Source organism: Aquitalea pelogenes (assembly GCF_001515305.1).
In the GTDB taxonomy this organism is placed as follows: domain Bacteria; phylum Pseudomonadota; class Gammaproteobacteria; order Burkholderiales; family Chromobacteriaceae; genus Aquitalea; species Aquitalea pelogenes.
Map to the genome: position 1 here is coordinate 1 of NZ_LNQV01000030.1, position 11,981 is coordinate 11,981.

Annotated in this window: 13 protein-coding genes; 8 read left to right on the forward strand and 5 right to left on the reverse strand. The window is 63.2% G+C overall.

What is annotated here, in order from left to right:
- Positions 1-147: 147 nt before the first annotated feature.
- The 4 genes from AWT75_RS13355 to AWT75_RS13370 all read left to right on the forward strand — a co-directional run bounded on the left by AWT75_RS13355 (position 148) and on the right by AWT75_RS13370 (position 4,056).
- Positions 148-1,038, forward strand: coding sequence for an ABC transporter permease (locus tag AWT75_RS13355; RefSeq protein WP_062789550.1), 891 nt, complete (start codon positions 148-150; stop codon positions 1,036-1,038).
- 1 nt (position 1,039) lies between these two features.
- Positions 1,040-1,828, forward strand: coding sequence for an ABC transporter permease (locus tag AWT75_RS13360; protein WP_062789551.1), 789 nt, complete (start codon positions 1,040-1,042; stop codon positions 1,826-1,828).
- A gap of 66 nt (positions 1,829-1,894) precedes the next feature.
- The gene (locus tag AWT75_RS13365; RefSeq protein ID WP_045846309.1) at positions 1,895-2,938 is read left to right on the forward strand and encodes an extracellular solute-binding protein; all 1,044 of its coding nucleotides are present in this window, start codon (positions 1,895-1,897) and stop codon (positions 2,936-2,938) included.
- 80 nt (positions 2,939-3,018) lie between these two features.
- Entirely contained in the window at positions 3,019-4,056 is a 1,038-nt protein-coding gene (locus AWT75_RS13370) for a histone deacetylase family protein (protein WP_062789552.1), read from the forward strand.
- A gap of 39 nt (positions 4,057-4,095) precedes the next feature.
- Here the strand turns inward: AWT75_RS13370 and AWT75_RS13375 are convergent, their stop codons facing one another.
- Together AWT75_RS13375 and AWT75_RS13380 are read right to left on the reverse strand one after the other, a co-directional pair.
- The gene (locus tag AWT75_RS13375; protein ID WP_062789554.1) at positions 4,096-5,706 is read right to left on the reverse strand and encodes an FMN-binding glutamate synthase family protein; all 1,611 of its coding nucleotides are present in this window, start codon (positions 5,704-5,706) and stop codon (positions 4,096-4,098) included.
- 132 nt (positions 5,707-5,838) lie between these two features.
- Positions 5,839-6,246: a hypothetical protein gene (locus AWT75_RS13380; RefSeq protein ID WP_062789605.1), complete on the reverse strand. Its 408-nt coding sequence runs from the start codon at positions 6,244-6,246 to the stop codon at positions 5,839-5,841.
- A gap of 172 nt (positions 6,247-6,418) precedes the next feature.
- Between AWT75_RS13380 and AWT75_RS13385 the strand changes: the two genes are divergently transcribed.
- Positions 6,419-7,279 carry a DMT family transporter gene (locus tag AWT75_RS13385; protein ID WP_045846312.1) on the forward strand — a complete coding sequence of 287 codons (861 nt, stop codon included), beginning with the start codon at positions 6,419-6,421 and terminating at the stop codon, positions 7,277-7,279.
- A 24-nt stretch (positions 7,280-7,303) separates the two neighbouring features.
- Here the strand turns inward: AWT75_RS13385 and AWT75_RS13390 are convergent, their stop codons facing one another.
- Positions 7,304-8,626 carry an ATP-binding protein gene (locus tag AWT75_RS13390; protein WP_239689585.1) on the reverse strand — a complete coding sequence of 441 codons (1,323 nt, stop codon included), beginning with the start codon at positions 8,624-8,626 and terminating at the stop codon, positions 7,304-7,306.
- 3 nt (positions 8,627-8,629) lie between these two features.
- Positions 8,630-9,355 (reverse strand): osmolarity response regulator transcription factor OmpR, encoded by a 726-nt coding sequence (ompR, locus tag AWT75_RS13395; RefSeq protein ID WP_045846341.1) that lies wholly within the window; start codon positions 9,353-9,355, stop codon positions 8,630-8,632.
- A gap of 212 nt (positions 9,356-9,567) precedes the next feature.
- On the opposite strand from ompR, the gene AWT75_RS13400 reads away from it, so the two are divergent.
- The 3 genes from AWT75_RS13400 (at position 9,568) to AWT75_RS13410 (ending at position 10,804) form a co-directional block, all read left to right on the forward strand.
- Entirely contained in the window at positions 9,568-9,789 is a 222-nt protein-coding gene (locus AWT75_RS13400; protein WP_153013332.1) for a hypothetical protein, read from the forward strand.
- 95 nt (positions 9,790-9,884) lie between these two features.
- Entirely contained in the window at positions 9,885-10,262 is a 378-nt protein-coding gene (locus AWT75_RS13405) for a hypothetical protein (protein ID WP_052693948.1), read from the forward strand.
- A 215-nt stretch (positions 10,263-10,477) separates the two neighbouring features.
- On the forward strand, positions 10,478-10,804 hold the full coding sequence (locus tag AWT75_RS13410; RefSeq protein ID WP_153013333.1) for a hypothetical protein: 327 nt from the start codon (positions 10,478-10,480) through the stop codon (positions 10,802-10,804).
- An 87-nt stretch (positions 10,805-10,891) separates the two neighbouring features.
- Here the strand turns inward: AWT75_RS13410 and AWT75_RS13415 are convergent, their stop codons facing one another.
- Entirely contained in the window at positions 10,892-11,866 is a 975-nt protein-coding gene (locus AWT75_RS13415; protein ID WP_062789558.1) for a quinone oxidoreductase family protein, read from the reverse strand.
- Between the last annotated feature and the right edge of the window lie 115 nt (positions 11,867-11,981).

The following is an 11,981-nucleotide window of genomic DNA, read 5'->3' on the forward strand; positions in this document are numbered from 1 at the left end:
GCAGGAGGCCGACCATGTCGCTTGATCCGCATCGGCGCTGGCGCCGTCGCCTGCTGCTGGCACCCACCACGCTCACCCTGTTGCTGTTCATGCTGCTGCAATTGTCGGCGCAGCCGGGTGCCTTCCACCGTTTGCAGGAGGCCGACCATGTCGCTTGATCCGCATCGGCGCTGGCGCCGTCGCCTGCTGCTGGCACCCACCACGCTCACCCTGTTGCTGTTCATGCTGCTGCCCATGCTGCTGATGGCCTGGATGTCGGTGTTGGCCCCCGACACCTACGGCGGCGTGCGCTGGCATGAATGGAGTGTGGATGCCTATGTGCAATTCCTGTACGAGCGCGATCTGGACGACAGCCTCACGCTCAACAGCGATTACCTGCAAATCTTCGGCCGTTCGTTCTTGCTGGCCGGTTTTGCCACGGTGGTGACGTTGCTGATCGGCTTTCCCACTGCGCTCTACATCGCACTGAAAGAGGAAAAAACCCGCCAGCGGTTGATCCTGCTGATTTCCATCCCGTTCTGGACCAACCTGCTGGTACGCACCTACGCCTGGATGCTGCTGCTGCGCAACGGCGGGCTGATCGACAGCAGCCTGTCGGCGCTGGGCCTGAGCCAGGGCGCACTGGATGTGCTGTACACCCCCACCGCGGTGGCCATCGGCTTTGTCTATTCCTTCCTGCCCTTCATGGTGCTGCCCATTTACACCAGTCTGGAAAAAATGGACTGGCGGTTGGTGGAAGCGGCCTTCGACCTGGGTGCCAACCGCTGGCAGGCGCTACGGCGGGTGATTCTGCCACTGGCCATGCCCGGCATCGTGGCGGGCTGCCTGCTGGTGTTCATTCCGGCCATCGGTTCCTATTACATCCCCGAGCTATTGGGCGGCGGCAAGAGCCTGATGATAGGCAACCTGATCCAGAACCAGTTTGGCACTGCGCGTAACTGGCCGTTCGGTGCTGCCTTGTCCTTCATGTTGCTGGCGCTGGTGCTGCTGGCGATGTGGGTTTACACCAGGCGCTTCCAGCGCCCTCCGGGAGAATGACATGCAGGCAAGCAATAACTTGTGGCGCTTCCGTGGCGTCACCCCCACCGCCATGCTGGCCTTTGTCTACCTCTACCTGCCCATCGTGGTGCTGGTGGTGCTGTCCTTCAACGCCAACCGCATTGCCACCTTGTGGACCGGTTTTTCCTTCGACTGGTATCTGAAGGTGATGGACAACGACAACATCCTGCGGGCCACCAAAAACTCGCTGATCATCGCCTGCGGTGCCACGGTGCTGGCCACCAGCTTTGCCACCATGGCGGCGCTGGCCATGGCCGGCAAGCGCTTTCGCGGCCAGGCCTTCATCAATGCCATGCTGGGCCTGCCGCTCTTGGTGCCGGAAATTGTCACTGCCGTGGCGTCCTTGCTGTTTTTCCTCGCGCTGGGGCTGGACCTGGGGCTGATGACGGTGCTGATTGCCCATACGGTGTTCTGCATTCCCTTTGCCTACCTGCCCATCCGCGCCCGGCTGGAAGGGCTGGACCCACGGCTGGCGGAAGCCGCGGCGGACCTGTACGCCGGGCCGTTTGCCACCTTCCGCCGGGTGACCCTGCCCTTGATCCTGCCCGGGGTGCTGTCCGGCGCCATGCTGGCCTTCATCGTGTCGCTGGACGATTTCGTCATCACCTTTTTTGTGGCCGGAGCCGGTGCCACCACGCTGCCGGTGTACATCTTCGGCCTGATCCGCATGGGCATCACCCCGGAAGTGAATGCGGTGTCGGCGCTGATGCTGCTGGTGTCCATTGCCTTTGTCGCGCTGTCCTACTGGATGGGCCAGCGCAAGTCCTGAACCGGGTCGGCGGCTGTTCCGCCCCTCATGTTTCGCTTGTTGCACAACATACGAAGGAGAAATGCCATGAAAGTCTGCAAACTGCATTCGCTGGCCCTGGCGGCTGGCCTGCTGGTATCCGCCTCGGCCATGGCCGGGGGCGAATTGAACCTGTACAACTGGTCCGACTACATCCCGCAGGATTTGCTCAAGCGCTTCGAGAAGGAAACCGGCATCAAGGTGAACCTGGATGTGTTTGATTCCAACGAATCCCTGCTGGCCAAGCTGAAGGCCGGGGCCAAGGGCTATGACGTGGTGGTGCCGTCCGACTACATGGTGAAGATCATGCGCGACGAAGGCCTGCTGGAGAAAATCGACGTCAGCAAGATGCCCAATTTCAAGCTGGTGCAGGCTCCGCTCAACAAGCCGGATTTCGACCCGCAACGTGAATACTCCGCGCCATACATGTGGGGGGTAACCGGCTTTACCTATGACGCCAGCCGTGTGCCGGGCGGCAAGCTGGACAATAGCTGGAAGAGCTTCTTCACCCCGCCGGCCGCGCTCAAGGGCAAGGTGGTGGCGCTCAATGACGTGGCCGAGCTGTACAAGGCCGCCGCCATCTACCTGAAAGTGGACCAGTGTACCGAGGACCCGAAGCAGGCCAAGCGTATCCAGGACCTGCTGGAAGCCCAAAAGCCCATGCTGGCCATGTATAACTCCGACGGCACCATCGAGCGCATGCAGGCGCAGGAAGTCATCATGCACCAGCAATGGAACGGTGCCGCCTACCGCACCCGCCAGAAGCTGAAGTCCGCCGTGTTTGTCTATCCGAAAGAAGGCATCCCCTTCTGGAACGACAATCTGGTCATCCCCAAGGGTGCCAAGAACCGCGATAACGCGCTCAAGTTCATCAACTGGATGATGGAGCCGAAGAATATCGCCGAGGCCTCCAACTTCACCGGCTACAACAACGCCATCAAGGGCAGCTCTGCCTATTTTGTCGCCGACCTCAAGGCCGACCCGGCTATCAACCCGACGGCCGCCATGCGCGCACTGTTTGTGCCCAACAAGAACTGTTCGGCCAAGGCCAATGCCCTGCGCGACCGGGTGTGGACCAAGCTGAAGAAATGACACTTGCCGGCTGAGGCCGGCTTTCCCTTGCAAACACAACACAATGCCGCCGGTTCCCCACCCGCGGCAAGGAGACCTGCATGCTGACAATTTACAGTGACGACCACCACCTGCACCACGGCAATGCCGAGCTGATCGACGGCACCCTCAAGCCCTGCTTCGAGATGCCCAGCCGCGCCGACATGGTGTTGCAGCGGGTACGGCAAACCGGGCTGGGCGACATCATTGCTCCCACCGAACACGGGCTGGAGCCGCTGTTGCGCGTGCATGACGCGGGCTATGTGCGTTTTCTGGAGCAGGCCTGGAGCCTGTGGCAGGCCGAAGGCCGCAACCACGACGCGCTACCGCTGGTATGGCCGGTGCGCGGCCTGCGTACCGACCGCATTCCGCAGGACATCGACGGCCTGATGGGCTATTACTCCTTCGATGCCGGGGTGCCCATCACCGCCGGCACCTGGCAGGCCATCCGTTCCTCGGCCAATGTGGCGCTGACCGGGCTGGATGCCATGCTGGCCACCGGGCACAGCACTTTTGCGCTGTGCCGTCCGCCCGGCCACCATGCTGCGGCGGATTACATGGGCGGCTATTGCTATCTCAACAACGCCGCCATCGCCGCCCAGGCCATGCTGGACCGTGGTGCCAAACGGGTGGCGATTCTGGATGTGGATTACCACCACGGTAACGGCACGCAGAGCATTTTCTATCAGCGCAGCGATGTGCAGTTCCTGTCCCTGCATGGCGACCCGACGGTGGAATACCCCTTCTTCCTCGGGTATGCCGATGAGCCGGGCGAGGGCGCCGGGCTGGGCTTCAATCACAACTACCCGCTGGCCCATGGCACCGACTGGTCGCACTACGGCCCGGCCCTGGCGGATGCCTGCAGCAAGATTGCCGCCTACGCACCGGACGCACTGGTGGTGTCGCTGGGGGTGGATACCTTCGAGCAGGACCCGATCTCCCGATTCAAGCTGAAAAATGCCGACTACCTGCGCATGGGCGAGGCCATTGGCGGACTGGGCCTGCCCACGCTGTTCGTGATGGAGGGCGGCTATGCAGTGGAGGACATCGGCGTGAATGCGGTGAACGTGTTGTCCGGCTTTGAAAGCGTGGCAGGCTAAGGATGGCGGGGAGGCCGGCCGGCCTCCCTGACTGCTGTTTCAGGCCCGGGCCGGCGCAAAGCTGCCCGCCTGCGCCATACGCCACATGCGGCCATAGAACTCGGCCTTGATGTCACTGCCCAGCAGTTCGCCCGGCTGCAAAAACACATGCAGCTGCGAGAACAGGCGGATTTCGGTATCGCTTACCCTGCGTACCAGATGGTGGGCTTCCAGTTGTTCCGGATGGGTGAGGCCGGCGGCGGCCAGCATCTCGGACAGCGCATGCAGGGTGTTGCGGTGGAAGTGATACACCCGCTCGGCCTTGTCCGGTACTACCAGAGCGCGCTGGCGCAGCGGGTCCTGCGTGGCCACGCCGGTGGGGCAGCGGTTGGTGTGGCAGCTCTGACTCTGGATGCAGCCCACGGCAAACATGAAGCCACGGGCGGAATTGGCCCAGTCCGCCCCGATGGCCAGCACGCTGGCAATGTCGAAGGCGCTGATGATCTTGCCGCTGGCACCCAGCTTGATCTTGTCGCGCAGATTCAGCCCCACCAGGGTGTTGTGCACGAACAGCAGGCCCTCGCGCAGCGGCACGCCAATGTGGTCGGTAAACTCCAGCGGAGCCGCGCCGGTGCCGCCTTCCTTGCCGTCCACCACGATGAAATCCGGCAGGATGCCGCTTTCCAGCATGGCCTTGGCAATGGCCATGAATTCCCATGGATGGCCCAGGCAAAACTTGAAGCCCACTGGTTTGCCGCCGGACAGTTCGCGCAGCCGGGCAATGAAGGCCATCATCTCCAGCGGGGTGGAAAATGCGCTGTGGCTGGAGGGCGACACGCAGTCCTGCCCCAGCGGCACGCCACGGGTGGCGGCAATTTCCGGCGTCACCTTGTGCTTGGGCAGAATGCCGCCGTGGCCGGGCTTGGCTCCCTGGCTGAGCTTGATTTCAATCATCTTCACCTGCGGGTTTTGCGCCTGTCGGGCAAAGCGCTCCGGGTCGAAACGGCCTTGTTCGTCGCGGCAGCCAAAGTAGCCGCTGCCCAGCTCCCATACCAGGTCGCCGCCGTGTTCCAGGTGATAGGGACTGATGCTGCCCTCGCCGGTATCGTGGTAGAAACCGCCCTGGCTGGCGCCCTGATTGAGGGCGCGGATGGCATTGGCGCTGAGCGCACCAAAGCTCATGGCCGAAATATTGAATACCGAGGCCGAGTAGGGCTGCGCGCATTGCGGCCCGCCAATCTGCACCCTGAAACCGGCCGGGTCGCTGCGCGGGGCCGGGCGGATGGAGTGGCTGATGAATTCGAAGCCGCTGCCATAGACATCCAGCAGGGTGCCGAAGGGCTTGTCAGCCTGGGTGTTCTTGGCGCGGGCGTAAACCAGCGAGCGCTGGTCACGCGAGAAGGGCAGCTGCTCGCCATCGGCTTCCAGCAGGTACTGGCGGATTTCCGGGCGGATGGCTTCCACCAGATAGCGGATATTGCCCAGCACCGGGTAGTTGCGCCGTACCGCATGGCGGGTTTGTGTGAGGTCCAGCACCCCCAGCAGGCTGAGCGCGATGGCGGTAAGGGTGAAGGGCCACAGCCATTCGATCTGGTGCAATACCAGGCCGATCAGGCTGAGCAGGATGCAGGCGGCGAAAAAAGCATAGCGGCTGAGCAGGGACAGGTTCATGCGGGCTCCGGCAGGCGAGGGCTGAATGCGATGTGGAACAGGACAAGGCTTGAGACTTGTCCTGCCTGATCGGGTTCAGCTTAGCGCCCAGGCCGGGGCAGTACCATGGCTGATGGCAGCGCAGTGACGGTGTTAATGAAAGCGCACGATGTCGCCGTCGCGATCGAACGCCAGATAACGCGACACATCGCCACCGGTCTGGATGGTCTGGATCATGCGCTTGAGCGCCGCTTCGATATCGGCTGCTGCGGGCGGGCCACCGGCGCTGCCGTCCAGACAGGCGACAAACACGATTTGCCACGGCTCGCCCATGCGGGCGGATTCGGCTTGCAGGCTGGCAAAGTCCACCAGCTCTCCGGCGGCGCGGTCCAGGCACATGATGGGCAGCAGGATGCCGCCCTGGCCGCGGGCAAAGCGTTCGGCCTCCTGCGGCTGGTGGTCGTCATGCAGTACTGCCTTGGCAAATACCAGCAGCAGCTGTTGCGGGACAGGCTGCTGGCAGGCGGCAGCCAGCAGGGTGTTGAAATCGTGGATATCCATGGTCAGGCACTCGACAAGGTGGGCGCACACAGTGTGGCTGCCGGCATGACAACTGGCCATTCTCCGCAGGAACTAGTCTGGCAGCGCAGTGGAATTAGACCGCAATAAAGCGGATGCGCGGGCGGGGCTGCCCCTTTATGCTGACAGCCATCACAACAAGGGAGGCGCGACGATGAATCGCGACATGGTGGGACTGGTGGTGCTGGCGGCCCTGTGGGGCGGCTCGTTTCTGTTCATGCGGGTGGCCGTGCCCGAACTGGGAGCCGTGCCATTGATCGCCTTGCGCCTGGCGCTGGCGTCCCTGGTGTTGTTACCGGTCTTGCTGCTGCGAGGTGGCCTGCCCCTGTGGCGGCAGCACTGGCTGCGCATTGCCGTGGTGGGGGTGTTTCTGTCGGCCCTGCCGTTCTGCCTGATTGCCTGGGCCAGCCATAGCCTGCCGGCGGGCGTGGCGTCGGTACTGAATGCCACCACGCCGTTGATGACTGCCTTGTGGGCCATTCCGCTGGCAGGGGAGCGCATGCGTTTTGCGCGCGCCGCGGGCTTGCTGCTGGGTTTGGCCGGGGTGCTGGTGTTGATGCTGGGGCGTGGCGCGGCATTCGACGTGCAGTCGCTGCTGCCGGTACTGGCCATGCTGGGGGCCACCGCCTGTTATGGTTGGTCCGGTCATATGGCGCGGCGCTGGTTGCCCGGCCTGCCGCCGCTGGTTACCGCCACTGGCAGCCTGTTCAGCGGTGCCGTGCTGGTGGCACCACTGGCTTTGTTCTCGCTGCCGGCACAGGCCCCCTCACCCATGGTGTGGGGCGCGGTGCTGGCCCTGGCCGTGGGCTGTACCTCGCTGGCTTATCTCATCTATTACCGTCTGATTGACCGGCTGGGCGCGACACGCGCCAGCACGGTGACCTATCTGGTGCCGGTATTCGGTGTGCTGTGGGGGGCCTTGTTTCTGCAAGAGGCGGTCAGCTGGCCGATGCTGCTTGGTGGGGTACTGATTCTGGGCGGGGTGTTGCTGCTGGGCTGGCGACCCCGGTCCTGAGTCGCCAGTCGTTTGCCGCCGGTTTCAGGCGGTAGCGGCTGCAGTGGTGAGTGGCAACAGGATGCATACCCGGAAGCCACCGTCCGCTTCATCCACAAAGCGCAGTTGTCCGTGGTGCTGCTTTACCACGCGCGAGACGATGGCCAGCCCAAGGCCGCTGCCGCCATCGGTGCCGCGGTGTTCGGCCAGCCGCTCGAACGGTGCCAGGGCCGATTCGCGCAGCGCTGCCGGAATCCCCGCACCATGGTCGATCACACTGAGCATGGCCATATTGTCCTGGCTGGCCACTTCCACCCGGATTGGCGGTTTGCCGTAACGCCGGGCATTTTCCAGCAGATTGGACAGCAGGCGTTCCAGCGCCAGCGCATCGGCATAGAGTTCGGGTTCGGCCAGACGATCCAGGTGGACATCCAGCCCGCTGCGGCCAAAGCGTGCCACCACGCTGTCGGCCAGCTCTGCCAGGGCAACCGGCTCCAGCCGGGCCGATTCCTCGGCGCGGGCAAAGTCGATGAACTGACGCACAATGCGTGACAGCTCGTCGATATCCGCCAGCATGTCCGGGGTGTCCGGGCTGCTGTCCTGCAGCTCCAGCATCAGTTTCAGCCGGGTCAGCGGGGTGCGCAGGTCGTGCGACAGGCCGGCCAGCATCAGCCGGCGTTCCCGCGCAGCATTGTCCAGCGCGCTGGCCATGTGGTTGAAACCGCGCGCCAGGGCAATCAGCTCGCGCGGGCCATCTTCGGCCAATGGCGACGGAAGTTTGCCACCTGCCAGTTCACGCGAGGCATCCACCACCTTGCTGATGGGGCGGGTGATGCGCCAAGCCACCACGGATGCCAGCAGGATGGCCAGCACGGTGGCCAGCAACGCAGCCTGGATCAGCGAATAAATGGGGCGGTCGCTATAGCGGCCAAACGGAATCACCAGCCAGTACGGGGTGTCCAGCACATGCACGTTCACCCACAGCTCGTTGCGGTCTTCGCGGTGTACCATGTAGCCGTGCACGGTGTCTCCCAGGCCCTTGCTCAGCCGGCTGACCAGGCTGTCGGCCACGCGGGGCAGTTCCTTGTCAAACTGTTGGCGGGGGGCAGAATCCTGCGGCAGCAGGCGTGGCAGGCCGGGGCGGTTGTAGCTGGCCAGAAAAGCAGTGCGCTGGGCCGGGCTCATGTTTTCCATCGAACCCTCCAGAAAGGCCAGGGTGTCCACCACCTGGGCATACAGCTGCTTGTCCATCAGCTTGTGGCGCTCCCCTGCGGCAATATAGACCGTCACCACCTGGGTGGTGACCACCACCACCACCACCAGCACGATCAGGCGAAACAGCAGGGAACCGGCAAGGCGTCGCAGCACGGCTTACTCCCGCTCGCTGCCGTCAGGCACAAAGACATAGCCATAACCCCACACTGTCTGGATGAAGCGCAGCGGGCTGTCGCCAGCTTCCAGCGCCTTGCGCAGGCGGGAAATATGCACGTCGATGCTGCGGTCCAGTGATTCGCCATTGCCCTTGCCCAGCGCCATTTCCATCAGCTGTTCGCGGGTGAGCGGGCGGCGCGGATGGGTGGCCAGTACGGTGAGCACGGCAAATTCCGCCGTGGTCAGCGGCAGCACCTGCTGGTTTTTTTGCAGCTCGCGGCGGCCCAGATTGAGCTGGAAGTCGCCAAACTCGATGATTTCGTCGGATTCATGTCGGGCGGCCAGCGCCGGCGTGGCATGATGGCGGCGCAATACCGACTGGATGCGGGCGGTCAGTTCGCGCGGGTTGAACGGTTTGGGCAGGTAGTCGTCCGCGCCCATTTCCAGTCCCAGGATGCGGTCCACGTCTTCACCACGCGCGGTCAGCATGATTACCGGCACGGTTTCGCCCTGGGCACGCAGGCGGCGCACCACGGCCAGACCGTCATCACCCGGCATCATCACGTCCAGTACCATCAGGTCGGGGCGATTGCGTGCCAGTTTGCGGTCCAGTTCGCGCGCGTCCGGCAGGGTGTCCACCACATAGCCTTGCTGGCCCAGATAGCGGGTAAGCAGTTCGCGCAGCTTGGCGTCGTCGTCGACGATCAGAATCTTGTTGTGTTCCATGATATTTTCCTTGATGGCGCGGCGGAGTGTGACAGCCGTCATGCTGATGGCAAAGCTTAACGTGCCTCGGCGCTGGCGGCGATGGGGCTTCATGAATTTCTGTTAAACCCTGATGGCCATTCACATTAGTTAACATTTGGTAACATACGGCACACGGTTGGGCAAAAACGGGCTCCTACACTGCCATTGTGTCCTGCATGCCGGAGTACATCATGAGCAACAAATCCCTGATTTGCATGACAGTCATCCTGTCTGCGCTACTGGCGCCTGCACTGGCGCGTGCCGATGAACGCGGTGGCAATGGTGCGGATATCCGCGAGGCCCGTCAGCAAGCCCATGCCCAGGTCAGCCTGGCAACGCCATCTCCCACCACCGTGGGCGAGCCGGCAGTCAGCCCGCCGTACAGCATGCGCCGTCCAGCAGACGAGAAATGAATCCCGCGGCATTTGCCGTGTATCCCACCCGCCTTCTGCCCCGATTCCCAAGCATCGTCGTGGCAGGAGGCTTGATGTCAGGTTAAAATACAGCCATGAAGTACCATGCCATTTATGTCCTGCTGTTTGCTTCGGTGACGGCATTTGCCTTGCCGGTAGCTGCACAGGGCCCGGATGGCATGCAGGACGGCGCAACCGAGTTTCCGCATCAGGGCCGGCCACCGGCTGGCGAAGAGCGTCGCTTGCGTAATCTGCGCCTGAAGGAGGCCGTGCAGGCCGGTGACTTGTCGCCGGAAGATGCACGCCGTTTGCAGCGCAAGCATCCCGGCCCGCCATTGCCCCCGCCTGCGGGAAACGGCATGGAGCGGTATGGCCCGGATGGTTTCTCCCGTCCGCCTCCGCCCCCGCCGGCTCAGCGCAATTTCTGGCGTGACAAGCGGCAAAAGGCGCAGGAGCAATACCAGAACGATTGACCCGGTTGCATGGTGCGCCGGGGATTGCCAGTGGCAAGGACACGGCTTTGAACACAGCTTGGGGAAAACGGATTCGTATGCGCAGCTTGTCCTGCTTGATCGGGCTGCTGCTTTTGCCGACGGCGCTGGTCCAGGCGGGGGTTCCCGACTGTGACAAGGCCATGGCACCACAGCGCTGTGCCAGTTATCGCCAAGCCTGGCTCAGCTGTAACGATATGACTGACGGTGCGGCACGCGCCTGTATCGAACAATACACGCCTGCGCTCAGTTGCAAGCGTAGTCGCGATGCACGGCAGTGCGAGGCCTTGCAGGCGGCTCAACAGGCTTGTGACGGCACGGAAGGCGCAGCACGGCGGCTGTGCGTGCGCGAACGCATGCCGGCAGCCGATTGCAGTCATGCCAGCAACAAGGCGCGTTGCGAGCAACGTGCCGCTGCCGAGTGGCAATGTGCCGAGACCGCTGGCCAGCAGGGCCGTGAATGTGTACGCAAGGCACTGATTCCGGCACCGGCCGCAGCCAGTCGTCCGGCACCACGCCGTTAACCTTGGTGTGATTTATCCGAAAAGACCCGGCAGGGCCGGGTCTTGTGCATGTTGCCTGCCACTTGCCTTGGCCCCCGTGGCATGGTTTCAGGGCAGCAGGATCAGCGATCCGGTGGTGCGGCGGCTTTCCAGGTCGCGGTGTGCCTGTCCCGCATCGGCCAGTGCATAGCGGGCCGACGGCGTTACCTTGATGCTGCCGTCGCCAATGCGGGCAAACAGCGCCTGGGCAGAGGCTTCCAGTTCGCTCCGGCTGGCCACATAGTCACCCAGTTTGGGGCGGGTGAAGAACAGCGAACCCTTTTGTGACAACAGCAGCGGCTCGAAGGCCGGTACGGCACCGGAGGCATTGCCGAAGCTGACAAAAGTGCCGCGCGGCGCCAGGCTGTTGAGCGACATTTCGAAAGTACTTTTTCCCACCGAATCGTAAACCACCGGTACGCCTTGCCCGCCGGTAATCTCGCGCACGCGCGCCACCACATCTTCCTGGTTGTAATTGATGACATGCTGGCAACCCAGCTGTCGCGCCAGTTCCCCCTTGGCGGCGGAACCGACGGTACCAATCACGTTTACCCCCAGCGCATGCAGCCATTGCACGGCAATCTGGCCTACGCCTCCGGCGGCGGCATGCCACAGCACGGTCATGCCGGGCTGCACCGCAAAGGTACGGCGGATCAGGTACTCCACGGTCATGCCCTGCAGCATGACGCAGGCAGCCACCTCGTCACTGATATGGTCCGGCAGTTTCACCAGTACGGCGGCCGGAATCAGCCGTTCGCTGCTGTAGGCACCCAGCGGGCCGCCGGCATAGGCCACCCGGTCACCCACTGCCACATGACTGACGCCTTCTCCCACCGCCAGCACGGTGCCCGCGGCTTCACTGCCCAGGCCGCTGGGCAGCGAGACCGGATACAAGCCGCCACGCTGGTAGGTATCGATGAAGTTAATGCCGATGGCACTGTGGCGCAGCAGGACTTCACCCGGCCCGGGCTGGCCTGTCGTCACGTCCTCCAGTTGCAGTACTTCCGGGCCTCCATGTTGATGGAAACGGATTGCCTGGCTCATCTTGCCTCCCTTGTCTGGCCGATTGAGGAAGTGCCGAGTCTGCGCCTGCCTGCTTTGTACCGGCAAGCGTCTTGTGCTGAACAGTCTGTTTTTTAAGGGTTACTGCTTGGTATTT